Annotated in this window: 21 protein-coding genes and 1 other RNA gene; 13 read left to right on the top strand and 9 right to left on the bottom strand. The window is 47.0% G+C overall.

What is annotated here, in order from left to right:
• Window positions 1–114: 114 nt before the first annotated feature.
• Together BWI97_RS27330 and BWI97_RS01950 are read right to left on the bottom strand one after the other, a co-directional pair.
• Window positions 115–645, bottom strand: coding sequence for a hypothetical protein (locus BWI97_RS27330; RefSeq protein WP_146010848.1), 531 nt, complete (start codon window positions 643–645; stop codon window positions 115–117).
• A gap of 78 nt (window positions 646–723) precedes the next feature.
• Entirely contained in the window at window positions 724–990 is a 267-nt protein-coding gene (locus tag BWI97_RS01950; RefSeq protein WP_094809885.1) for a hypothetical protein, read from the bottom strand.
• A gap of 284 nt (window positions 991–1274) precedes the next feature.
• Here BWI97_RS01950 and BWI97_RS01945 point away from each other — a divergent pair, with 284 nt between their 5' ends.
• The 6 genes from BWI97_RS01945 to BWI97_RS01910 all read left to right on the top strand — a co-directional run bounded on the left by BWI97_RS01945 (window position 1275) and on the right by BWI97_RS01910 (window position 6257).
• Complete coding sequence (locus BWI97_RS01945) at window positions 1275–1847, top strand: hypothetical protein (protein WP_094809883.1); 573 nt, start codon at window positions 1275–1277, stop codon at window positions 1845–1847.
• 57 nt (window positions 1848–1904) lie between these two features.
• Entirely contained in the window at window positions 1905–2465 is a 561-nt protein-coding gene (locus BWI97_RS01940; protein ID WP_102199837.1) for a hypothetical protein, read from the top strand.
• Between the two features lie 475 nt (window positions 2466–2940).
• Window positions 2941–3702 (top strand): hypothetical protein, encoded by a 762-nt coding sequence (locus BWI97_RS01930; RefSeq protein WP_146010847.1) that lies wholly within the window; start codon window positions 2941–2943, stop codon window positions 3700–3702.
• A gap of 651 nt (window positions 3703–4353) precedes the next feature.
• Window positions 4354–5148: a sensor histidine kinase gene (locus tag BWI97_RS01920; protein ID WP_102199833.1), complete on the top strand. Its 795-nt coding sequence runs from the start codon at window positions 4354–4356 to the stop codon at window positions 5146–5148.
• A complete protein-coding gene (locus tag BWI97_RS01915; protein ID WP_146010846.1) occupies window positions 5126–5785 on the top strand; it encodes a hypothetical protein in 660 nt (219 codons plus the stop codon). Before BWI97_RS01920 ends, BWI97_RS01915 begins: the two co-directional genes overlap by 23 nt.
• A 217-nt stretch (window positions 5786–6002) precedes the next feature.
• On the top strand, window positions 6003–6257 hold the full coding sequence (locus BWI97_RS01910; RefSeq protein ID WP_094809858.1) for a hypothetical protein: 255 nt from the start codon (window positions 6003–6005) through the stop codon (window positions 6255–6257).
• Between the two features lie 329 nt (window positions 6258–6586).
• Here the strand turns inward: BWI97_RS01910 and BWI97_RS01905 are convergent, their stop codons facing one another.
• Entirely contained in the window at window positions 6587–6811 is a 225-nt protein-coding gene (locus tag BWI97_RS01905; RefSeq protein WP_102199831.1) for a hypothetical protein, read from the bottom strand.
• 138 nt (window positions 6812–6949) lie between these two features.
• Here BWI97_RS01905 and BWI97_RS01900 point away from each other — a divergent pair, with 138 nt between their 5' ends.
• Window positions 6950–7345, top strand: coding sequence for a hypothetical protein (locus tag BWI97_RS01900; protein ID WP_102199830.1), 396 nt, complete (start codon window positions 6950–6952; stop codon window positions 7343–7345).
• Window positions 7346–8035: 690 nt separating this feature from the next.
• Window positions 8036–8503: a hypothetical protein gene (locus tag BWI97_RS01890; protein ID WP_102199828.1), complete on the top strand. Its 468-nt coding sequence runs from the start codon at window positions 8036–8038 to the stop codon at window positions 8501–8503.
• Window positions 8504–8759: 256 nt separating this feature from the next.
• Here the strand turns inward: BWI97_RS01890 and BWI97_RS01885 are convergent, their stop codons facing one another.
• Window positions 8760–11504: a PAS domain S-box protein gene (locus tag BWI97_RS01885; protein ID WP_102199827.1), complete on the bottom strand. Its 2745-nt coding sequence runs from the start codon at window positions 11502–11504 to the stop codon at window positions 8760–8762.
• A 578-nt stretch (window positions 11505–12082) separates the two neighbouring features.
• Window positions 12083–12796, bottom strand: a complete 714-nt coding sequence (locus tag BWI97_RS01875) for a hypothetical protein (protein WP_094811161.1) — start codon at window positions 12794–12796, stop codon at window positions 12083–12085.
• A gap of 425 nt (window positions 12797–13221) precedes the next feature.
• Here BWI97_RS01875 and BWI97_RS01870 point away from each other — a divergent pair, with 425 nt between their 5' ends.
• The 3 genes from BWI97_RS01870 (at window position 13222) to BWI97_RS01860 (ending at window position 19407) form a co-directional block, all read left to right on the top strand.
• Window positions 13222–13404: a hypothetical protein gene (locus BWI97_RS01870; RefSeq protein ID WP_102199825.1), complete on the top strand. Its 183-nt coding sequence runs from the start codon at window positions 13222–13224 to the stop codon at window positions 13402–13404.
• 299 nt (window positions 13405–13703) lie between these two features.
• Complete coding sequence (locus tag BWI97_RS01865) at window positions 13704–17687, top strand: PAS domain S-box protein (protein WP_102199824.1); 3984 nt, start codon at window positions 13704–13706, stop codon at window positions 17685–17687.
• A gap of 610 nt (window positions 17688–18297) precedes the next feature.
• Entirely contained in the window at window positions 18298–19407 is a 1110-nt protein-coding gene (locus BWI97_RS01860) for a type I restriction endonuclease (protein WP_102199823.1), read from the top strand.
• Window positions 19408–19698: 291 nt separating this feature from the next.
• On the opposite strand, the gene ssrA is transcribed toward BWI97_RS01860, so the two are convergent.
• The 3 genes from ssrA to BWI97_RS01845 all read right to left on the bottom strand — a co-directional run bounded on the left by ssrA (window position 19699) and on the right by BWI97_RS01845 (window position 21129).
• Window positions 19699–20072: a transfer-messenger RNA gene (gene ssrA, locus BWI97_RS01855) on the bottom strand.
• A gap of 91 nt (window positions 20073–20163) precedes the next feature.
• A complete protein-coding gene (locus BWI97_RS01850; RefSeq protein ID WP_094808270.1) occupies window positions 20164–20556 on the bottom strand; it encodes a co-chaperone GroES family protein in 393 nt (130 codons plus the stop codon).
• A gap of 54 nt (window positions 20557–20610) precedes the next feature.
• On the bottom strand, window positions 20611–21129 hold the full coding sequence (locus tag BWI97_RS01845) for a metallophosphoesterase (protein WP_102199822.1): 519 nt from the start codon (window positions 21127–21129) through the stop codon (window positions 20611–20613).
• 192 nt (window positions 21130–21321) lie between these two features.
• On the opposite strand from BWI97_RS01845, the gene BWI97_RS01840 reads away from it, so the two are divergent.
• A complete protein-coding gene (locus BWI97_RS01840; protein WP_255157670.1) occupies window positions 21322–21969 on the top strand; it encodes a hypothetical protein in 648 nt (215 codons plus the stop codon).
• Window positions 21970–22023: 54 nt separating this feature from the next.
• Window positions 22024–22776, top strand: a complete 753-nt coding sequence (locus BWI97_RS01835; protein WP_102199821.1) for an SDR family NAD(P)-dependent oxidoreductase — start codon at window positions 22024–22026, stop codon at window positions 22774–22776.
• Between the two features lie 45 nt (window positions 22777–22821).
• Here BWI97_RS01835 and BWI97_RS01830 read toward each other — a convergent pair whose 3' ends face one another.
• On the bottom strand, window positions 22822–23325 hold the full coding sequence (locus BWI97_RS01830; RefSeq protein WP_102199931.1) for a DUF421 domain-containing protein: 504 nt from the start codon (window positions 23323–23325) through the stop codon (window positions 22822–22824).
• Window positions 23326–23354: the final 29 nt, after the last annotated feature.

Raw genomic sequence — 23354 nt, 5'->3', positions numbered from 1 at the left:
TGTTCTACGCATAGCCTCGTTACTCAGCTAGCGAGTACTCAGCCCAATTTTAAAAATACTCCTACGTATAACGAGTTCAGGGGAAATCTCTTTCTTGGAATTGAAAACACCTTACTATGGTGGTGGTAAGTAATCTTTAACGTTATTAATTGTTTTCAATGGGAGAATGACGCCTTTCTGACTTTCAAAGTGAATCGAACGTTTGATTACTCTAAATGACGTACGGGACTGAACATCCTGTAATAGAAAGGAAAGAGAGTCGACAGGAGGGAGCGACTTTTCAGATACCTGAAAGGCTTTTCTTTGACCTTTTGGGCTAGTCAGGAGTAGCTGATAACAATCCAGATCAGGCGTTGAGGAGCGAAAGCTTTTCGGAAAGGATGAAGAAAATAGGACTCTGGCTTGCCGATGCAGAATCTGTAAGGATTCGTCAGAGAGGTGTCCCTGAAAATATTCCCACTCACGTCTGGCTCGAATTGCCAGCCAGGCTTCACCATCTTTGGCAATTTTTAACGAGTAGCTGCGACGTGGCTGCCAAGCATAACTGTACGAATAGTCGAGGGTGTCGAAAACGGGCTGGATGGGCTTTTGCGAAGGCGTTGTACAGGCCGTCAGTAGACAGGCGATGGGGAGTAGTCTTTTCATAAATAAAGCCCTTAAGATATAAATGAAAAAGTGTCCGCCATCAACGGCAGGTTTTTCTTTCCGTACTTGAAAATTACATCAACTCTCGCTCCAGCCACTGGCAATGTAAAGCTGAACGACCAGCCAGCCTAGTCCCGCCAGTAAGGATACAATCGCCATCCAGCGTCTACCAGGAAAGCGGGTTTTCATCCACAGCAATATCGCACCGTATACCATTAAACCTATACTACCACAGGCCAGGGCATAGAGGCTTAACCAGGAGGCAATGTGGACGCCCAAACACACGGTTACCACAGGGAACAACAAGGCCAGCAGGAGCAGGCCATAGGAGAGCGTAAGCTTCATCGGTTTAGAGGTGTCATTGGGCTTTGGTATCTCTTTACTCAAAAGTCTTGCCAGCGGTATGAAGCGGGGCCTAAAGTACGCCGCACGTATCCATCCATTGGGGTGGTTCTGCCGAAAATACGCGTGATTCACAAAGGGTATTGAAGCATGGTGTAAAGACTGCTGTTTGATTGTTACGCCTGCGTAAGCGGGCCCGTTTGCCTGAATTCATTACGTTGGTTACCTTGTCATCGCGTTCACTTCTAAAAGAAATAGCAGGGTTGACGCGACCACAGGCTCATCCGATGAAAAATCTAACCAAAGAACAGGTTCAGGCCTATTTTCTACTAGCCTGCCGGGTATTATTAGCCTGGACGCTGGCCAGCTATGGCTGGAGTAAATTAACGGGTAATCAATTTGGTGTTAGTGAGAAAACGCTGCAGACGCCTTTGAAAGACGTTGATCTTTTCAGGTTATCCTGGTATTTGGCAGATCATGAGCCCTTCAGGAGCTTTATCGGATATTCCCAAATAAGTACCGCTGCTTTACTCCTTTATAATCGAACCGTTATTCTGGGCTGTTTTATGTCCATACCAATCTGGTTAAATATCCTGGTGTGGGACTGGACTTTTATGGAGGGAATGGCCTGGGCTTTCACGTTTCGGCTTACCTTTTACCTGTTCATTACTTTCCTGATCGTTTACCAGCAAAAAGAGTTCGTATTCCCGGCATTGGTCAAAATTACGCAGGTCAAACCCCTGACTTCATCCTATCCCTACTGGCTCTACCTGACCCTCCCCGTGGCTGCTTTGGGAGTAGAGTTAGTAGGAGCCATTCCTACGTTACTCTTCAATCTGATCCGAATGAGCAGGGTCTGAACGTGCCATTGGAGATCCTTCATACAAAAGTGAAATCACCTAATCAACACACCGCATATGTTTCTTAAATGGGTAAAACTAGTGCCGATTGTCAGTAGAGGGGCGATCAGTACGAGCTTCATGTTTCGGTATCTGGAAGTTACTTCGGCAGCCTTTAGCGTGGCCCTTAATTTTTTTCTGATGTTCTGGGTTACCCTGTTTGAATCCCAATGGAAGCCCGGTTTACAATCAGCTTACTTCAATCCCTATCCTTTCGAAAAGCAGGGCAAGGTGTATCGCTGGCTGGGCGTAGAGGGGTACCAGGCAATTTTGACCAAAAGCGGATGGGAGAAGCTGAGACAGCAACAAACACCCATTAAAAAGGATTTACAGGCGTTTTTAGCCTACGAACAAGCCTCCCGGGTGGCCGAAGCAGGTCATGTAGTGATGGCAGGTATTATCTTACTCATTACCGGCTATGTGGTGGCGGTCTATTCCATTCGGGATGCCTTGTGGCTGATCGTATTTAACCTCTTTTTTAACATTTATCCCATCTTATTACAACGCTACACGCGGCCAAGGTTACAACGAATGATCAGGAAATTTAAAGTAGCAGAGCCAGACAGAATCTACAGTTAATAAAAATAAATATAGTAACCTGTTAACTGGTTTTTTTAAATAGGCAAAAGCTGCGGTTTGTGGTGAAAATCAGTTCATTGATCGAAAGTAAAAGGCTTAGGTAGGCTCTCTGCCGTAGGTTTGTATCACTGAATCGGTCAGAAAAGTGGCGGCTTTGAAGACAGGTTCATGCAAAGCCTGTACGTGACGACGGATAGGCTTTTTTTGATCGTAACTTAAAACAATAGGTTCTTAAATAAAGTCAATACTTATTCATGATGTCTGCAAATAAGTTTATCAATACTAAACTTATTTGCAGACGTTAGACAACGTTCAGGAGGAATTCAAAAGCTCGACAGCAGTCGGGCTTCTTTTGTTTTTACTGATGTGTTGTAAAAATTTGCTTTAATACTACTTTGAAATCATATCTACACTTAATATATCGTAAATTTTAAGTAATTTCCCACCCGTTTTATCACCTAGTTTAAAATCCATTGTGAAAAAGTATCTATTAGCCGGACTCCTCATCGGGCTGTTCTGGTCGTGTGAGACAAAAAAAACCGAATCTTCGGTATCCGCGTCGAAACTAGCAGACCCGACTGTTGTAGAAGCGACCGGAGCCCCCATTTCAGCTAAACAAGCCTGGGAGGAAATTAGCCTGTTGAGTGCAACACTTCAAAAAGAAATCAGGGGTGAAAAGGCCTATCGTCTTCTCAACGAAACGAGTGGAGATACGAGCGTTTTTCATAAACGATTCAAAGTCAAGCTGGCGGAGCTTCGCGATTTCTACAAAGGACAACGGAATCTGGTCGTCTATCCTGTATTCACCTCACTGGAATCACCCCTGGAATTTATCTTTGGTACTACGGGGGAAGCGGATACGCTTAATGCCAGTTACTTCGGTAAAGTGACGGCTGATGAGGCCAGCCTTTACAAAGAGAATTTCCGCTATCAACTCATCAGTACGGGCGTCGAGAAATTACTTCTGCCTCCCGATTTTTACCGCAATTACTTTTATTGCAGCATTCCTACGCCCATTGCTGGTTTAGAAGAGTGGCTGAAAAATCTTTTTGGTACAGGCCCTTATCCGGAATTCATCTATTTGTCGCCCGCCATGCGAAAAACGGATGCGGGTGAGGCTCATCTGACAATCATTTATTCGGTCCACAGTTCTAAATCAAGCAATACAGAAAAATCTTCTTCGGATGAATACTATAACTTGGGTAAACTTTGTCCACCACCTAACACGTGCCAATAATTGATCCGATGGCTTTTGATTTAACCATGCTTCCGTGGCTCATATTTATGATCACAGCCATTATCGCAGGTATCTTCCGCTTTAAAAGTTTACCACCTAGTCTTCGTTACTTTTGGTTGGTAGTGCTGCAATCTTTTATCACTGAAATGATCGCCAGCTATGCTCGTATTAGGTATCATAATAACATAGTGGTCTATACAACCTATGTACCTATAAACTTTACCTTAACGACACTGGGATTCTATCAGGAGCTTCGTAGCCGGTGGTTGTTACGAGTTCTGGTAGCCTTCTGGGTTTTTTATTTTGTCAATATGGTTTTCTGGCAGCCCCTTACAACCATCTTTGCAAGCAATGCTTGGATGACTTCCATGGTGTTCACGAGTATGTGGTCACTTTGGTATTTTACCGCATTTTACAACTGCCGGCAACTCGTTCCGTGTTTAACTATTCTTTATTTTGGATTTGCTGTGGTCATCTGCTTTATATAGCAACCTGTCTACCTCAAAATGCATTGCATAATGCCATGGGTAATGACCTGCGGGCACACTACTGGTTTCAAATCATTCGGGATGTGGCCAATGTGTTTTTGTATGTCTGTTTCGCCATCACTTTTCTACGCAAGCAGGAAAAGCCTGAGCTCAACCCTGGGATATGACCTTTTCACTGGGCTTTCTGATTACTACCGTTGTGGTTTCAGTCCTGCTGGTCATTCTGGCAGGCTTTATCATTTTCATGACCATTCGCCATCAACAACGGTATCGGCAGCATCAGGAGCAGCAGCAGTCACTGAAGGAGGCTTTCAATCGGGAGTTACTGGAATCCCAGATCGAGATCCAGAATTCTACCCTGCAGCACATCAGTGAAGAGTTACACGATAACATTGGCCAGTTATTAACCGTCGTTCGACTGGGCCTGTACACCTTACGAAATAAAACATCGGATGTTACCCTTAAGCAGGAGGTCAATGAGGTAAATGACCTCCTGCAGGTAGCCGTACAGGCCGTTCGGGACGTTACCAAAACCTTGAATAGTGAGGCGATCGAATCGTTTGGCCTTTACGAAAGTGTGGTGTTTGAAACGGACCGCATTCGGAAAGCGAGTCAAAAGGCCATCGAAGTAAAGCTGGATGGCACCCCTTATGCCTTGCCCGACCGGCAGGATTTGATGCTGTTTCGTATGGTGCAGGAGATTCTCTCTAATGCCCTTAAACACGCCAGAGCCAGTCAGATTGAAGTTCACTTTTCGTATCGGCCCCATACCCTGGCTATTCGTATTGCGGATAATGGAGAAGGCTTTCTGCTTCATCAGCCCGCCTCCCTGTCCACTAGCGGACTCGGATTAAAAAACCTACATCGACGCGTTGATTTGCTCAAAGGCAATTTGCATATCGACAGCAAACCCCAGCAGGGCACACGGGTTACCATTGACGTACCTATCTCGGCTTAAAGGCAAAGAAATGAATGCCGGGCAGGAACGTTCCGATTTAGCTTTAGATGTCTACGAACGGATGAAGGTTATCTGTTTTTTTCTGGGCTTTCTTCTGCTCGCCTGTCAGCCTAACGAGCATCGCTACTATTGGCAAAGCATCAGGATTCGTGGAGCGGCACAATTCGACACTACTCATACCACTAGTATAAAGACGGCCTTCAGAAAGGGCTACACCATAGCTTACCAAACCTCCTTCGATACGATCGAATACATCCGGGACACGGTAGCTAATCGGCTTCTTTTTCGGAAGCATTCTTATGCTGCTTTCGATACCTTGTGGCACCTGGAAAGTCAGTCATATTTGGTAAAGGGGAGGAGCTATCCGGTAGAGCGGTTCAGGTTACCCACGGCCAGTAGCGACAGCGGAGCGAATTTCTACTGGTGCGACGAGTTGGGGATGTTTTTTCGGAGAGCAAGTTTCTGGCCTGAATATGCCATACTTCAATCTTCCGATGAGGATTTAAACCAACGGATCTGGCTACTGGTAAAAGCTTCGTATCCTGCAATCAAAAAGCAACTGTACTCGAACGTTGAAATGATGGGAAGCGAGCCACTCGTTCCGGGCAGGGAGCCTGTCATTGACAGTCGTTATTAGGTGCAATCACACACTGGCCCACGCAAAACACAGTCAATTAACTACTGTTTACCATACCCGTAGAAGCTCTTTTTGCGAGATGACAGAAATTAACTATCTTGTGACAAGGGGTACCCTGGAGCCTGATCGTTCGTATTCCGTACAAGACGACTGATAGGCTGTATACCCATTCGTTACAAAAACCTATCTAACTGTTTCCCTTAACCCAACCAGTCCTATGTTATCAAGTAAAGATTATGCGACCATGACACGCGAAGAATTAGTGTCGGAAGAAAAGAAAATAAACTCAAAAAAGATCACAACGGCTGTGTACATCGGTGTACTTATCGGTATTGCGGTGTACGCTGCTATAAATAAGGGTTTTCTTTTACCGGTGATTTTAATAGTTATTTCTTTTCTAATTGGGTACAGGAATTCTGAAGAAATAAAAAATCTTCAGGCGGAAATAAACCGCAGAAACACGGTTCTTTAAAAGATGAGGATGCACGTATTTTCATCTGGCTCTTTCTTGAATGGCCCTTTACACAAAGGTATTTTCTGAGTAAAATAGAAGGGGTTCAACGGGCGGCAGTAGTAAGGAAAGGTGCTTCAGGTGGTGACAAAAAAGGTTAACTAGTGCAAAATGCTGAAGTTAAAGGGCTGGATAAACGCAGGCAAGCTATTCCTCTAATAGCCTATCAGCGGAGCAGGGGAAAGTTTATCAACCACTAAAAGAGTTTTCCCCGGATTTGGTGAAAACTGCATACTCCTGATTAGCAAGGGCGTTAAAAATCCTACATCCTACTAGAAGAGCATCCGGTACTATTGCTTCTCCTCAGAAGCAGGCTTTTTCCTTCCATACGTCACGGCAATAGCGATCACACAAGCGACTCCTACGTGGCTATAGTCAGGCTGATAGAGTGCCATCGCTTCTTGAAAGGATAAGCCTTTAATCACTCGGTAAAGAACTTCGATCGTGAAAACGCAGGCGAACATGCCCACGAGGGTAACCAGGAAGGTTTTGATGAACTCTTTGTAGACGTGCATAGGCAGATGGTTAAGGGTAGACGTTGGTTGGCCTAAGATCGTGCTGCTGTGGATAGTTATGAACGGAATTCGGATGAACGGCTTTGCAACCTATGCGTAGCATTCAGGGTCTATGCACTACGAATAAAATCTACACCTATGAAATACCCTATACTGATCGTACCCCTGCTGGTTTTAGCCCTTTTATCCTGCTCAAAAGACGACGCTGCCGTTCGGACGAAGAGTGCCTGTGTAGCGGTTCGCTATACTATGGAGTACTGCCCCGTTAAAGCTTCCTTAGTGACCTTTCTGGAACCACGCACAGACCTTCCTCTTCCGGTGTACGCAAGTACGATCTATACCTCTCAGGCAGCGGTACTGAATCTCCCAGACGAATTCAAGAAAAGAGACACGGTTTTCTATCTAACCTTTCATTACGATGAAAGCCGAGAGAACAAGGAAAAGGCGGGTATATCCAATGTAATCTGCCCAGCCATTATAGGACCTAGTCCACTCATTGTTGGTGAATCGGCCTCCTGGCAGCCCTGTCCATAAACGGCTACCCGAGTGTTGTATACCTTCGAGCGTGAAAGAGTACCTGTCAAACCCTCCCCGGTAGGCAAAAGCGTCTGACCCATCCCCGGGGTGTTCCTATAGGGACTTTCAAAATATGATAGCTATAACAAAAGCTACAGTTCCTAAGAAAGCTCCCATACTGTTACAAACCACTGAAATTCGAAACGTTTGCCTAAAGCTTGCTACATCTGACAGGGCAGTGCCAAAGATGGCAATGACAACGGAAAATAGTACTGCCAATATTGAAAACCCGCCCCATCTAGCTAGTAGAACTAAAACCCACCCCTGTTCATCAAGCATAGTCTGTGCATTCTCTTCAGAGCCTAGGTAAAAAACAAAAGAGAGTAATGCAGTAGCTAGGGTTGAGACTATAATTAACAGCCAAGAGAAGTACGAAAGCCGAAGATTAATGTTCATCTACTGTTAGGGAGTATTAAACCTGGCCTTAAGCTAATCAATCCCGGCATTCGCTTAAGTGTATTATATAGCTAAACCAAATCTAGCAAACCACAATTGCCTGATAATCAACGATGTGATTTTTCCTCCGGGCGGGGCTTTGACGTGCTTCATCATGACGAGCCTCCACAGTGGAGTTATATAGCTAAGTTAAAAAGTTGATGATAAGCAAGGCATCATGTATTATGCAACAGATAACCGCTAACCTTTGCAATGAAACGCTTTGTGTTCTTATCAACTCTGATCATAGGCCTTGCTGTCTTCTTAGCCTGTGAGTCCAATCCCTTAAACAGTCGGCTCGTTATCTGGTATGAAAATGGCAGCCCTAAAATCACTCGGACGGACTTCGAAGTCTACTTGGACGGGCAGTTGCTTTTGAAAGATACCTTGACCTATACAGGCATCGCAGACTATTGGGATACGCATGAATGTCACTTAAGAAAAGGCTTTCATCGATTGCAGTTTAAGAGTATTCAAAATGGCGTGTCCTTGGACACAACCTTCATGGCCAGTGACACGGTGCAGCATGTGTTCGTGAGTTTTAGTTTTGATTCAATTTCTGAAGAAACAAAGGCTCTTTTACGTAAAAGCTTCACTCCGGAAGAAGTGATTAACGAAATGGATCGACCGAAAAGTTTTGCCCTTTATATGGTGAAGCGAGATCACATGTCTGTGCCTTGATTGGCCATTCGCTTCGCTCATTAGCAGAGGACTCCTTACAGGTGATTAGGATTAACCTTTTATCTGACGCCAGTACGATGTTTAAAATGCCCCATCTTATACCTCTACCTGGAATGCACAGATACCTTATCCCATTGAATGAACCCAACTAATCGAAAGGCTTGCTTCGATCTAAGCCAACAAACCAGCAGATTAAGGCTTCGCTTCCTAAGTCTTAATCTGCTTAAGGAAAAAGAAAAATAAGGTATGAACCCAGCTAGGCGGGTAAATACACACAGAACGTGGCTCCCTGACCGAGTTCACTGTTTGCCGTGATGCCCCCTCCATGGTTTTCTACCACGCGTTGGCAAATGGCCAGACCAACCCCTGTTCCTGCAAATTCACTTTTAGTATGCAGCCGCTGAAATACCTGGAAGATTCGGTCCAGATACTTGGTGTCAAAGCCTACGCCCTGGTCGCTCACACTGAACTGGTGATAATAAGGAGCTGTACGTTGGGGTAATACTTCGGGCGGCAATTCATGAAGCTGCCGTTGAAAATATTCTATCCGCACCTGAGGAGCTTGCCCCGCAGGCGTGAATTTTAGTGCATTGGAAAGCAAGTTTTGAAACAGCTGACTGAGTTGTTGAGCATCTCCTTTAACAACGGGCAGATCGTCTATATGAATGTAGGCCTGACGTTGTTCAATTTCCAGGGAAAGCGTATCCAATACGCCCGCTACTACCGCATCTACCGAGACAGGACCAAATTCCTGTTGACGTACCGCGATGCGGGAGAATTCTAGCAGGTCTTTGATCAGGCTAGACATCCGTTCACTGGACTTATTGATGCGATCCAGATAGTCGGTGATGTTGGAATCGAGTCTATCGCCCAGGCGTAGACTAAGCAAATTGCTAAAGGACAGAATCTTGCGTAGGGGCTCCTGAAGATCGTGTGAGGCTACGTAAGCAAACTGCTGTAAATTGTCATTGGAGCGTTTGAGGTCCTGATTGGCCAAGGTCAGCTCCTGGGTTCGTTGCTGAACCTGGTTCTCGAGGACCTGCTGCAACTCCCGTTGGGCGGTGATGTCCTGAGCGATACCGAGGACTTTAAGCGGCTTCCCGTTTGCATCGAAATAAACCCGTCCTAAGGCGTGAATCAGCGTTCGGTGGCCCGTTTTACTGTTAATGATCGAGTGGGTCACGTTGTAGCGGGCCTCAGGTCCTGCTAGAATGGTGTTTTGCAGATGATCACGCACGTAATCCTGCTCGGCTTCGCCCACTCCGCCAATGAACGTTTCAGTATCCGCCGTTAGGCTATCAAAACCAAACCATTCGGCTACGGGAGCCGAGCAGGTTAACAGATTACTGGCAATATCCACACTAAAGGTGCCTAGCCCGGCCACCTCAATTGCACTTTGCAACGAATTGCTACTCTCTTCCAAAGCTCTGCGAACCTGCATCTGGGTACTGATGTCGCTAGCCAGTACAATCACTCCCAGCAGTTCTCCTACTTCGTTATGGTGAGGTGTATAAGTAATATCCAGCCACCGCTGTGTTCCTACGCGGGAAGGAGCTGCCAGCTCATAGCGTTCGGGCTGGCCTGCATAGGCAACCGCCAAATGTGGGGCTACTTGTTGATAGGCCTGTTCACCAATGAATTCCCGTACGCTTTGGCCAATGACCTCATCGGCATCGACGTCGAACCAGTCCTGAAAGGTTTTATTATAAGAAACGTAACGTTGCTGCTGATCCAGGTAAAAAATCATCGAGGGCACCGTGTTGCTCAATAGGCTCAGCTTTGCTTCACTTTCTTCGAGCTGTCGGCGAGCCTGTACGTGTGCCGTCACGTCCGTGATGACCTGAATCATACCCGTGATGTGGCCGCCCTCCAGCAAAGGGCGATACGCAACATCATAATAGTATTCCTGCATGACTCCCGTTCGTTTATGAGTCACCAAGACCTCTTTTTCATCAAAAGTGATGCCTTCATAATAAACCCGCTGTGCCTGTTGCCAGGCAAACTGCTCCTTCTGTTCCGGCATCACGGCGAGCAGGGGCTGCCCAATCACTTCCTCACCCCTCCCAAAAAAGGCGAGCATGGAGGTGTTGATCTGATCAATCACAAACTTATTCCCTCGTAACACCAGCGTGGCGGCTGGCGACTGCTGGATGATGTTGCTAAAGCGGGCTTCGCTATCTTGAAGTGCCTGCCGGGCCCTTACTTGCTCCGTAACGTCAATGGCCGTATTAATCACTCCGTAAACAAATCCGTCCTGATCATAGAGTGGATTATACGCATGATTGAAATAAACCGTCTTGGGTTGTCCGTCTGTTAGTAGATATGCCACCCCTTCCGAGTGCCGAAACGGTTCACCGGTATCAAAAACATGCTGAAGCTGGGCTAAAAATGGCTGTTGTTCCAATTCAGGCATTGCTACCAGGAGTGTTTTACCAAGTACCGATTTGTCCCTACCCCAGATAGCCAGCATCGGGGCGTTCACCTGCTGAATGAGCATATCCCTGCCGACGAAGACGGCTGTAGCCGCTGGGGTAGCCGCCACTAAGTTTTTAAACCGGGCTTCGCTGGCTACCAGTGACTGTTGAGTGTATACTTGTTGGGTGACATCCTGGGCTACCCCACCAAAGCGATACGGATCGCCGGTTTGGCTAAAATAGGCTCTACCGTGGAAGCGTACCCACCGCAGGATGCCATCATCAGCTCCAATAGTGCGGTAGGTTTGATCGTAGTTCCCATTTGACTCACCCGTCAAGGCTTGCTGCACAGCCGTGTTGACGCGATCTACATCATCTGGATGGATAAATTGGACGGCCTGTTCGTAAGGAATAACGTGATCCTGTGCCAGTCCAAACAAGGCCCGGCAGCGATCATCCCATAGGACTTGGTTGGTCGAAATGTTAAGTTCCCAGACGCCTAATCCTGTGGCTACTAAGGCAAACTGGATATCAAGTTGTCCAGATAAATTCTGGATAGAATCAAATGCGTTTTGATCACCGTTCATTGTAAAGAAAAAGCTAAGAGGCAAACAACCGCTCTTGAGCAGCAAGTGTGGGTTGTCATACTGCTGCGTTAAGATAGCATTTGGTAAATTGTTGATTTACATAATTGTTCAATGAAACCAAGCTGCATAATGTTCATTACTTAGGTGTTTAAATCAATAGAGTACACGAAGGTTGAACAGTTTGATGCTATTCTATAAAAGGGACCTCGGGCTGATAAATGCTTGCAGAGCAATGAAAGCAGGATTAAGCCGTATACAAAGCTATAGGGCTAACAATGCCTACTTGCTATTCATGGAAGTGATTGCATTCGTACGCAAGTACCTACCCGAAAGCCCTTCATTTCTCCACCTTCGCACTCAAGCCCTCTTTGTGGAGGCCTAATAGATAGTAGATAGCTAAGTCGGATAGCTGGAAGGGGTATCAAGGCCAAAGTTAGGTGTAAAACGCACCTTTTCCGAAGGAAATCAGTCCAGCAATCGAGCAAAAACAACTTAGCTATATAGTCCATGGAGACGACCGGCTACAAAAAAGCCTACCCGTGATAGTGGGTAGGCTTTTTCATTGACTGCTATCCAGGTTAGGGTAATGGCTTTTTAGAAATAAAGACTTGGCCATGCCTGCTGCTACAATATTTTCCCTGGCATAAGACAGCCGAACAGGCCAGATAGACACGTTGCCGAGAGTCCAGACTAATACCCTTGACATTTACCACCTGGGGAAGGTATACCACTCGACCATCAGACGTTTGTAGGCCTGATTTGTCCACATAAGGAGGTATTGTATAGGAGGGATCAACCTTGTATTCCTCTACAGGCTTATACGTAATGCCATTGGCTGCCGTAACCGCCTTTTTGAGTCCGCCATGAGGACGGCTAAACGAATCGTCCGAGGTACGTTTCTTCCAGGTCTTGCCATAATCCAAGCTATAGTATCTGGGACCGGCAATGTAAAGCTCAGGATTGTCCTGAATTTTCAATAAGCTTGAATAAGCATTAATCGTATCTCCTGAGGCAGAAAATCCGAATATGGATTCATTGCTAGCATATTTGGTTGTCTGCCAAGTCTTCCCCTGATCAAGGGTACGATACAATTGATTACCTAGGGAAATAATTAACGTACTGTCAATGTTGCCGTAGACGGCCTCAACAAAACCGTTTTCAGGGGCTGTAAGTATAATCCAGTCATTGAATTCAAGGGGTGCAACAGGAGCAGGAGTAATAATCTCCGGTTCATCGGATTGGCAGGCCGTCAAGCTAAGTAACAAAAGAGCAAAGAGGTAGAAGGACTTCATTAGAAAATGAGGTTGGGTGGTTCAGGGCTGAAAGCTACTGTTTAGCCTTCAATCAGCCAAGCAGAATATACGTTAAAAGGTGTTGATGCTTTTTGGTAAGCTAGCAATGCAGCTTTTGATGAGAATGAAAAATATTCATACAAAGAGCATGTCTTTAACACATGCAAATATTTACAAGTGTTGAAGAAGCCTTCGAATGGTTTCTGGAGAATAGCTGCAAAAACCTTCCCCCGGATGAAAAGAAAGGCGAGTTAACTGCAACATGCAGTCGAATATTACCTGGCGGTAATGGAATTGCTCAAGCCCCTTTACCGACATGTAGAAGCCTCTATGAGTACTAAACCCTTTATGACAGGTTCCTCTAGTCGGCAGATTACATGCATTAGCAGTCATGCCTTCCGGAACGAACAGGAGCATTGGGGCAGATGTTTGCCTGCTACGTAGCCGCTATCCCGGCTGTAGTTCTTCATGACATTCCAGCCCATGGTGTAGCTCAGATGTTTATGGACGTGAGTCATCTCATCAAGCAGCTTACGGACTGGATCCCGGACCTGCCCGCAGAAGACTACATGGAGATGGGGCCGTGTCAGGTACTGGCTGCCGCTTAGGTTTTGCTGCGGGGAGGTTATCAAAACCCGTCTGGCATTGCAGGGCGGGTTTAAGGGTAGCTCGTATAGTAATAAGCGTAATTAGAAGTAGTAGGCACGGAGGGGTAGAACCATACGGGTTTGACTCCTCAGTAGTATAGTTTTCATTGACTTATGGCAAGAAATGTGGCCGTACTAGAAAAGGTAGTTAAGATAGGTTTATTTAGGCGTCAATTCCCGCCAGAAGAAAACTTCCTTTGCTACTTACTTACTAGTACGCACGATTACCGCTTGAGCTGTTCCAACCCTACTGTATTGTTATGAATGCTACTAAAGGTAGTTTATATGCCTCTATTCAGCCGGATGAGTATCAGGTCTTATTTGAATCTTTTGCTCAGGCCTTCTGGGAAACCGATGCCCAGGGTATGGTCGTTACTGATTCGCCCAGCTGGCGGGCCTACACCGGTCAAACCCTGGAAGAATGGCTGGGCGAGGGCTGGGCCCAGGCAGTGCATCCCGACGATCAGTCCTACGCCCTTTCGCGGTGGCAGGAGGCGGCTCTACGGCTTCAGCCCGTAAACGCCGAATTTCGTTTACAAAGACCTGGTGGTGGCTGGCGGTGGACCAACGTGCGGGCGACGCCCATCCTAAGCCCCGACGGGAGCATCAGAAAATGGCTGGGCATCAATATTGATATTCAGGACAAAAAAGAAGCCGAAGCAGCTTTAGAGCAGGCTCAGCAAACCTATCAGCAAGGGCTTGAACAGCAGGTAGCCGAGCGAACCCAGCAGTTGGAGGAAAGCCGGGCTTTACTCAAGGCCACCCTGGACAGTACGCTGGAAATGATTCAGGTGTTCAGGGCCGTACGCAATCAGGCCGGAGAAATCGTTGATTTCGTCTGGATCCTTAACAACCAGAGTAGCGAGCAGCAGTACGGAGATGTAATCGGCCAGAGCCTGCTCACGCTCAATCCCGGCGTGAAAGAAGCCGGCATCTTTGATACGTTCAAACAGGTATGCGAAACGGGCGTCCCGGATCAATCCGAGCGGCACTACGTCCATGAACAGTTTGATGGCTGGTTTGATCAATCCACGGTAAAGCTGGGTGACGGCGTAGCGACAACGACCATCGATATAACGGCTCGTAAGCAAGCAAAAGCCGAGTTAGCGTCTACGAAAGAATTGTTGCAGGCGGTTCTGGATAGTACGCCCTACATCATTCAGGCTTTTGAGGCAATAAGAGATGGTAGCGGAAGCATCATTGATTTTATCTGGATTATGAATAATGAGCGGGGCATCAGGCAGAATGGTGAAGTCATGGGCCAAAGCCTGCTTCAGCAAAACCCCGGCGTAATAGAAACCGGCTTGTTTGAAGAGTTTGTTCAGGTTACCCAAACGGGCATTCCCATCGAGCACGAGCAGTATTATTCCCATGAACAGTTTCAGGATCAGTGGTTTCATCAAACTCTGGTGAAAATGGGGGATGGCTTTGTGATGACTACTGAAGATATCACGGAGAAGAAACAAGCCGAAGCGGAAAACCATCGGCTAAAAGATGAAATCGCCCAGCGAGTAACGGATAAATACCAGATACTATTTAACTCCATTGATGAGGGTTTCAGCTTGCTTGAATTGATTTTTGACGAGCAGGGAAGGGTGGTTGATTACTGGCATCGGGAAGACAATCCGGCCTTTACCCGAATGACCGGTATTCACGATCCGGTGGGCAAACGAATGAGTGAGCTGGTACCTAATCTGGAACCCGGATGGCATCAAATGCTGGAAGAGGTTTATTACACGGGTCAATCGATGCGTACCGAATATCCCGTGCATCAGCTGGGTCAGTGGTACACCTGTTATCTCTCCCGGGTAGGCGAAGAAGGCAGTCCCTACATTGCCTGCGTGTACGATGACATCACCGAACGAAAAAATATGGAAAAGCGGCAGGCATTTCTGCTTTCCTTTAGTGATGCGTTGCGGGATTGGCCAAATAAGCAGATTATCCAACATCAAACCGTTCAAATGATTGCTGAGCACCTGGAACTGGATCGCTGCTGGATTAGCGAAGTATTTGAGCACCAAGGTATTTCTACCGTTGGTCCCGAGCATATTGACCCGAGTCTTTTGCCCATGTCAGGGGTCTTTCAGTTGTCGGATTATCCGGAAACGATGCGACAGTTGTCAACACAGCCCATGCGTATTGAAGACGTTGCTAAGGATGTACGGTTCTCCGATTCCGAGAAAAAGCTGCTGGCTGGGTTACAACTGGGGGCTCTGTTAGTCACGCCGCTACGAAAAGGCCCCAGCCAGGTTATCTGGGCACTCTGTGCGGCCATGACTACCCCTCGTCAGTGGACGGATAGCGAGCGGGCATTGCTGGAAGACGTCGCTGATCGGACCTGGGCAGCCCTAGTAAAAGTCGAAGCCGAGCAAGCTTTGCAGCAATCAGAAAAACGGCTGCGGTTAGCGATTGAAGCCACCGACTTGGCTACCTGGGAGTGGAACCTGCCAACCAATGAGGTGTACTGGAACGAGCAGCACTTCCGACTCTTTGGCCTGGAACCAGAAACTAACCCGGTACGTCCTGAACTCTTTTTTGAACATGTTCATCCCGATGACCGGGAGCAAGTGAATCACTTACTTGAGCAGTCCCTGGCGGGTGAAGCTACTTTTGATACGGAGTTTTGTGCGTTACGGGCAGATGGCTCCAAACGCTGGATGAGTGGGTATGGGCGGGTCATGCAACGAGTGGGCAATGAACCGCTCCTCATGAGCGGAGTCATGTTTGATATTACGGCACGAAAGCAAGCGGAGAAGGAGTTGTTTCGAATCAAAGAACGTCAAAAAGCGATTCTGGAAAGTGCAAGGGATTACGCCATCTTAACCCTTGATTTAAACTCCAGAGTTCAGGACTGGAATGCCGGAGCTGAAGCGGTGTTCGGATACGCTGAACGAGAGATTGTAGGAGAGTCGGGAGATCTCTTTTTCGTGCCGGAAGATCGGGCAGCTGGAGTTCCCGAACGGGAACGAGTAACGGCCCTTCAGCAGGGCTGGGCCGAAAATGAACGCTGGCATGTTCGCAAGGACGGATCCCGCTTCTATGGCTCAGGCATTACGAGCCCCTTACTGAATGAGGGGGGCAAGGTCATTGGTCTTGTGAAAGTCATGCGTGATTTGACCAGTCAGAAACAGGCCGAAGATGCCCTGAAAGAAGCCGACCGGCGAAAGAACGAATTTCTGGCCATGCTGGCTCATGAACTGCGGAATCCCATGGCTACGCTTCGCAACGGCTTACAGATTCTTTCGCTGACGGCTTCTACCAATACCCAGGCTAAGTCCGTGCTGGAGATGATGAATCGGCAGACCAATCACCTGGTACGCATGGTCGATGATCTGTTGGATGTCAGCCGCATTAGTCAGGGTAAGATCGAACTCCGCAAAACGAACGTCAGTTTAGACGAGCTAGTCAATCAGGCCGCGGAATCCGTACAGGCCTTAGTCGAGCAGAAGCAGCAGCAGTTGACGGTGAGTCTGGCGGCTAGTCCGGTTGAGATGGAAGGGGATGCCACGCGGTTGGTGCAAATGGTGATGAACCTGCTGACGAATGCCTCTCGCTATACCCACCCACAGGGCAAGATTCACTTAAGCCTGGAACACCAGGGCTACAAGGCTATTTTACGCGTTGAGGATACCGGCATTGGCCTAAGGCCGGATCAGCTGACTTCGATCTTTGAATTGTTTGTGCAGGCTGATAACTCGCTGGCTCGCTCCGAAGGGGGACTGGGGCTGGGGCTTACCTTGGTCAAGCAGATTGTCGAACTACACGGCGGAACCGTAGAGGCCCAGAGTGAGGGACTGGGCAAAGGTAGTACGTTCATCGTTCGCTTGCCTACGCTAAACGAAGAACAAACCCTCCTTACAATAAACGAGGAAGTCGCTACCGCCCCGCTTCGCCTGTTGATCGTGGATGATAATGCCGATGCTACCTTCACGCTAGGGATGCTATTAGAACTTAATGGCTATGAAGTACACAGCCGAAACAGCGGCAGGGAAGGTGTATTAGCGGCAGAAAGCCTGCGGCCCGACGTTATACTGTTAGACATTGGGATGCCCGATCTAAACGGGTACGATACCTGCCGACTGATTCGTCAGCAGCCCCGGGGCAACGAAGTATTCATTGTAGCAGTCTCGGGCTACGGCCAAAAGGAAGACCAGCAGCGAGCTCAGGAAGCGGGCTTTGATCAGCATTTAACCAAGCCAATAGAGATAGAGGCCCTGATTCAGGTACTGTCCTGGTTATCCTAGCCTGATTCGCTTAATGATTTAACAAGTAAGCGTTTAAACGAAGACAAGGGGTCTCCTTAAAATGGAAGGCTCCGATTATCAAGCTTTTCACCTAGAAGTGAAGACCCTCTACATTAGGTCGAATCTCTATCAAGCAAGCTCGGCAGTCGTTGGGCTTCTTTTGTTTAGGGAGCACTACGGCGATTTTCAGTTTGTGATTAATCTGGGAGATGATCCGATTCTGGAATAGTTTAAACAAGCGTTCTGTAATTATCACAGGACGTAACGATGAGGTTAAAAGGGACACAGGTGACAGAAGTGACGGGCAAACAAAATCCTTTTTCGTGGAGTCGATGGGGCAGTAGGACTTTACCGAAAGGGGTATTGACTGTAAATCAAGCATGTAACTTTTAAGTGAAATGCCTAATGGTGGGGTGTAGCCAAAATTGGCAACTCCTAAAGTAAAGCAGAGACGCTATAGGCGAAATATTTCCATAGTCGAGTGATAACCTTATGATCTGCTTTGAGATATACAATTAGATGAATGGTTAATAAAGTATAAATAATTCTTTATTTATTGCCATTGAGTTGTCCCTCTTATAACTGAGTACCTTAACCCTGCACCACCGCTATGGACTTCAAAGACCAGGTTCGCCAGCTGAGCGAACGCGTATCCCAATTAAAGAATAACATCCACACCGAGGAGGCAACCAAGAATGCCTTTATCATGCCTTTCCTTCAAGTTCTCGGCTATGACGTGTTCAACCCTCTAGAAGTTGTTCCTGAGTTCATCTGTGACATTGGCATTAAAAAAGGAGAGAAGATTGACTACGCGATATTTAAAGAAGGTCATCCGGTCATTTTAGTCGAATGCAAGCACTGGAAGCAGTCGTTAGACATTCACGATGGCCAGCTCCTTCGTTATTTTCATGTTTCCAAGGCAAAATTCTCTATTCTGACCAATGGCCTCATCTTCCGCTTTTACACGGATTTGGTGGACGCCAACAAGATGGATGAGAAGCCTTTCTTTGAATTCAACCTGGAAGCCATTAAAGACGGTCAAGTTGAAAAGCTAAAGGAATTCCATAAGTCGAGCTTTGATGTCAACAGCGTATACCAGTCGGCGTTTGAATCCAAGAACTCGAATGAATTGCGAGCCCTGCTGCAGAAAGAGTTCAATGATCCAGGGGATGAGTTCGCTAAGCACTTCGTCAAGCAGGTTTATCCGTCGGCAGTGACAGCTAAGGTGCTGGAGTACTACAAGCCCCTGTTGAAGCGAACGATTGCTAACTTCATTAACGACACCTTGAACGACCGGTTGAAGATGGCCATCACTAATGATGATTCGCTCTCTGTGGAGCCCGTTGCAGTCGCTTCTGACGATGCTATGCCTTCGCCTAGTCTTCCAGGTCAGGCCGAAAAGGCTGAGATTGTCACTACGGAAGAGGAACTGGAAGGCTTCTATATTGTACGGTCCATTCTGCGAACGAAGGTACCCGCTACCCGGATTACCCATCGGGACGCTCTTTCCTACTTTGCCATCTTTCTGGATGATAATAACCGACGTCCCATCTGCCGGCTGTATCTGAACGGTCAGTCCAAGAAGTATCTGGGAACGTTTGACGCAACTAAGAAAGAGACCAAGGTAGAGATCAAGTCGCTAGATGACATCTACAACTACGCGGCAGAATTAGAGGCGGTAGTAGGAGCATATTCTAATGGTAAAGTGAAGGAAGAGTAGAGGCACTTTAGTCAGTTTTGTCGGCACCCTCTTGGCACATTTTGTGCAAAATGCAAAATAAAGATATCATAGAGCACCTGGCCAATGGCTGGGTGCTTTTTCATTAACAAGGTTATCACCTAAAACGGGCAAAACTACGTTTGCCAGTTTTGTCAATACCCTTTTCGCCTATTTTGGCAAAATTTGAGGGAAATCATAATAGGGGAGATTAACAAAAAAAGAGAGCTTCAAATCAGAAGCTCTCTCTTAAACTGTGTGTAAATCCTATAACTATTTGATTTACAGACTTGCCAGTGGAGACGGAGGGATTCGAACCCTCGTCCAGAACAGGGACGCCACGCATCTTCTACATGCTTAGTTGTCTTTCGATTGTCGGGAACTCGTCAGGTCGACAACAAACCGAACGGATTCCGTATTCGCTGGTACTGATTAGGGCTTAGCGAAATGGGCCCCTCAGACACTACCTTTCGACGTCCCGAACTCCGACCCGGTAGTGTGACGGTTCGGCGGAACGATGGCTAATGGTTAATCCTCCGGATTAAGCAGCCATAGCGTAGCTATTGTTGCCAGCTATTGTTTTAGAAGAATTTTACACGGAAGGTTCTTCCAACTTCCGACATGCTTACACCCGCAACTTCAACCCGCTGTCAATACCCGTCGTCCCCGGATGTTGATTGGGCGAAAATGATCGTTTTCATTTTCAGGGCCACAAATATAACCCCTTTTCCTGATAAATTGTTCAGAAAAGGACTTTGTTTATAAGCCCAACTCACTCAGTTCATCTTCCCGCACCATCAATAGTATGGCAGAATGAGGAATAATGAGGTACTTTTCGCCATCAATTTCCACATCAAACGCATTCCGACGTAAAAATAAAATCTGATCGTTTTCGCGTACCTGTAGCGGAACGTATTTCACGTCTTCCTTTTTCTCTTTCCAGGGCTCATCTAGATCGCTGGCCGCCGGAATCGGAAAACCGGGGCCTACTTTGATGACTACGCCCTGCTGAATATCTTCTTTCTCCGTAACGGTAGGAGGTAAGTACAAACCCGAACGGGTTTTCTGCTGACCATCACTGGGGCGAACCAGTACCTTATCGCCCGCCATAATTAGTTTTCGTAACGTATGAATGCCTTCCAGCGTACTCATGGTCTTTTTTAAGTTATGCGGATTCGATTCGTTAAAAGGCTATTCCGTAGGGGGTCAGACGGAAAAATTGTCAGGAATTTTGCCTCGCTTGCCAAGTTCTACCACTTCTACGTCAAAAATTCGGCCCTGATCGACTTTAAAGCGGAGAGCTGTCATGATTCGATGAAAGCCTTCTTTCCCCGCTGCACCCGGATTCATGAATAATATACCGCTGGAATCCCGCTCGACTCGCAGGATGTGCGAATGTCCACAGATCAGTACGTCGGGTTTTTGTTCCCGTAGCAGCTGACGGGCATCCGGTTTGTAGCGGCCGGGCGTTCCGGCAATATGGGTTATACCCACGTTAACCCCTTCGCAGGTAAAATGATTGATCAGCGGAAACAGGGAACGTATTGTCGTTCCATCAATGTTTCCATATACGCCCTGAATGGGTCTGGCATACATTTGGAGGCGTTCATACACACCGGTACCCCAATCTCCCGCGTGCCAGATTTCGTCCGCCCAGCGACAGTGTGAATCCAGGGCTTCGTCGAACCAGCCGTGTGTGTCAGAAAATAATAAAATCTTTTTCATTTCTAAAGTATCCTTTTACCTTGCCACCCGGCAGTCGTTTCGCTGAAAGTCAGTGAAAATCATGTGTTACCTTCTGTTGAGATGACGTATAGAGACCCGTTATGCTTACCGTTATCTGAGTTGAACTACTTCCGGTTTCCTTGAAATCCTAAAGAAGTAATAAACTTTAATCAGCAGACAATCAATGATTTATTGCTTATGATTATTACACCTTTTGAAACCGAGCTGTATCAAAAACTCAGTGTTTTCTTCGCCGAGAATGGGTTTGAATTGCTTTCGGATCGAAAGCAGTTCAGAAAGCAAACGCCGGTTGGATTCTACAATGTGGTCTTTTCTACTTCGTATCGAACCAACGAAATCTGGTTGGATGTAAGCATTGGTTTGCGGCATCAGGAAATTGAATTTCTAGCCCAGCAATTTCTCGATAATGCCGAAGAATACCGCGAAGATGCAAATACGCTGGTGATTTCTGTAGGGAAATTCAATGACGATAAATATTTCCGGTACAAGTTGCAAAGCACTGAGGATTTAAACGACGTTTGCGACCAGATCAAGGAATTTTTATTGAATCAGGGCTTTGCGTTCATGGAAAAATATGGTTCACTCGAGGCATTGAATCACCTGCTCAACGATGAACCCACCAAGCCAAGTAAGTTTCTTTATAATCAGATTCACCGCTGTTTCAAGGGAATCATCGCTGCCCGATTCAGTAATCACGAACGGTTTTTACGGCTGATCGACCTGTATCGGGTACAGGTGGCCAAGCTGGGAGCTTCCATCGAAGAACAGCAAACGTTCGAACGCTTGCTGAGCTTTCTCTTGTATCACTCGTTGAATTAATAGTCCGTAAGGATCCGGTTATCATTTTATCCGTACATCGGTAATTACTTTTTTATGTCACGTACCGCATTTATTACCGGGGCTACTTCCGGGATTGGCAGAGCGACGGCTCTCGCTTTTGCTGAACTGGGTTATCGGCTCTTGTTACACGGCCGACGCCAGGAACGACTGGATGAACTCAAAGAAGAACTGCAGGACAAGGTGGAAGTATATACGCTCAACTTCGATGTTCGCTACCGCGAAGATGTGGAGGAGGCGTTCTCCCGAGTTCCGGAGTCCTGGCAGGGAATCGATATTCTGGTGAATAACGCGGGCAATGCTCACGGGCTGGGACCCATTCAGGAAAATGATCCCGACGACTGGGATGCCATGATTGATGGGAATGTAAAGGGCATTCTGTACGTGTCAAAACTGGTGATGCCCGGTATGATTGCCCGGCGAAGTGGCCACATCATTAACATCAGTTCGGTAGCGGGTAAGCAAACCTACCCTAACGGAACAGTGTATTGTGCTTCCAAGTCGGCCGTAGAAAGCATTAGTCAGGGCATGCGTATGGATTTGAACCCGTTTGGTGTCAAAGTTACCAACATCGCTCCGGGAGCCGTAGAAACGGAATTTTCACTGGTTCGTTTCAAGGGCGATGACAAACGGGCGGATCTGGTTTATCAGGGATTCACACCGCTTTCGGCCGAAGATATTGCTGAAACCATCACATTCGTAGTGACCCGGCCACCCCATGTAGTACTGGCCGATATTCTGATTTTCCCGACGGCTCAGGCTTCAGCCATGCTTCTGAAGAAAGACTAAGCGTTACGTATACGGCTTGCGTTATTGAGCAGGCCGTATACGTGCTTACGTAGGGTTAATTTTGGGGCGGACTCTTTTGTGACGCGTCTTCTTTGAAAAGTCATTCGACATGACGCTGATATTTCCATCTACTTCCAGAACCGCTAGGTCAACTTTTTGCAAGCGTTCCACGCCGTGTTCGCGAATGGCAGCCTCGAGTTCATTGACGCTAATCTGAGCCTTCGCCAGATTCCGATCTTTCACGTGGCCTTTATATACCAGTAAAATGGGCTCCCCCTGTAAGAGATGATTGATTCGTGGACTCCGGTACAAGAGTTTTTTCAGTACGAAATTACTGGCAAATAAAGCTCCCGCCGCGACTACTCCGCCCATCAGGCTCGTATCCGGACCTACCATTGCGTTTTGTACAGCATTGGAAATCAGTAAGACAAAGACCAGATCAACGACCGATAGCTGCGAGAGTTCCTTCTTTCCGAAAAAACGGATGCACACAATAATAAACAGGTAAACGGCCACGGCCCGGCCGCTAATGTTCAGTAGTTCATTCATAATCGGTTCGTAAAATAAGATGTGGGTCG

It is taken from the genome of Siphonobacter sp. BAB-5405 (assembly GCF_002872335.1).
Taxonomy (GTDB): domain Bacteria; phylum Bacteroidota; class Bacteroidia; order Cytophagales; family Spirosomataceae; genus Siphonobacter.
The sequence above is the reverse complement of the archived record's forward strand: the minus strand, read 5'-3'. Positions and strand labels throughout refer to the sequence as shown.

Excerpts from the sequence above, each read along its gene's own strand:
- BWI97_RS27330 (WP_146010848.1), bottom strand. The coding sequence starts at position 645 with ATGAAAAGACTACTCCCCATCGCCTGTCTACTGACGGCCTGTACAACG.
- BWI97_RS01950 (WP_094809885.1), bottom strand. The coding sequence starts at position 990 with ATGAAGCTTACGCTCTCCTATGGCCTGCTCCTGCTGGCCTTGTTGTTC.
- BWI97_RS01945 (WP_094809883.1), top strand. The coding sequence starts at position 1,275 with ATGAAAAATCTAACCAAAGAACAGGTTCAGGCCTATTTTCTACTAGCC.
- BWI97_RS01940 (WP_102199837.1), top strand. The coding sequence starts at position 1,905 with ATGTTTCTTAAATGGGTAAAACTAGTGCCGATTGTCAGTAGAGGGGCG.
- BWI97_RS01920 (WP_102199833.1), top strand. The coding sequence starts at position 4,354 with ATGACCTTTTCACTGGGCTTTCTGATTACTACCGTTGTGGTTTCAGTC.
- BWI97_RS01910 (WP_094809858.1), top strand. The coding sequence starts at position 6,003 with ATGTTATCAAGTAAAGATTATGCGACCATGACACGCGAAGAATTAGTG.
- BWI97_RS01905 (WP_102199831.1), bottom strand. The coding sequence starts at position 6,811 with ATGCACGTCTACAAAGAGTTCATCAAAACCTTCCTGGTTACCCTCGTG.
- BWI97_RS01900 (WP_102199830.1), top strand. The coding sequence starts at position 6,950 with ATGAAATACCCTATACTGATCGTACCCCTGCTGGTTTTAGCCCTTTTA.
- BWI97_RS01890 (WP_102199828.1), top strand. The coding sequence starts at position 8,036 with ATGAAACGCTTTGTGTTCTTATCAACTCTGATCATAGGCCTTGCTGTC.
- BWI97_RS01885 (WP_102199827.1), bottom strand. The coding sequence starts at position 11,504 with ATGAACGGTGATCAAAACGCATTTGATTCTATCCAGAATTTATCTGGA.
- BWI97_RS01875 (WP_094811161.1), bottom strand. The coding sequence starts at position 12,796 with ATGAAGTCCTTCTACCTCTTTGCTCTTTTGTTACTTAGCTTGACGGCC.
- BWI97_RS01870 (WP_102199825.1), top strand. The coding sequence starts at position 13,222 with ATGTTTGCCTGCTACGTAGCCGCTATCCCGGCTGTAGTTCTTCATGAC.
- BWI97_RS01865 (WP_102199824.1), top strand. The coding sequence starts at position 13,704 with ATGAATGCTACTAAAGGTAGTTTATATGCCTCTATTCAGCCGGATGAG.
- BWI97_RS01860 (WP_102199823.1), top strand. The coding sequence starts at position 18,298 with ATGGACTTCAAAGACCAGGTTCGCCAGCTGAGCGAACGCGTATCCCAA.
- BWI97_RS01850 (WP_094808270.1), bottom strand. The coding sequence starts at position 20,556 with ATGAGTACGCTGGAAGGCATTCATACGTTACGAAAACTAATTATGGCG.
- BWI97_RS01845 (WP_102199822.1), bottom strand. The coding sequence starts at position 21,129 with ATGAAAAAGATTTTATTATTTTCTGACACACACGGCTGGTTCGACGAA.
- BWI97_RS01835 (WP_102199821.1), top strand. The coding sequence starts at position 22,024 with ATGTCACGTACCGCATTTATTACCGGGGCTACTTCCGGGATTGGCAGA.
- BWI97_RS01830 (WP_102199931.1), bottom strand. The coding sequence starts at position 23,325 with ATGAATGAACTACTGAACATTAGCGGCCGGGCCGTGGCCGTTTACCTG.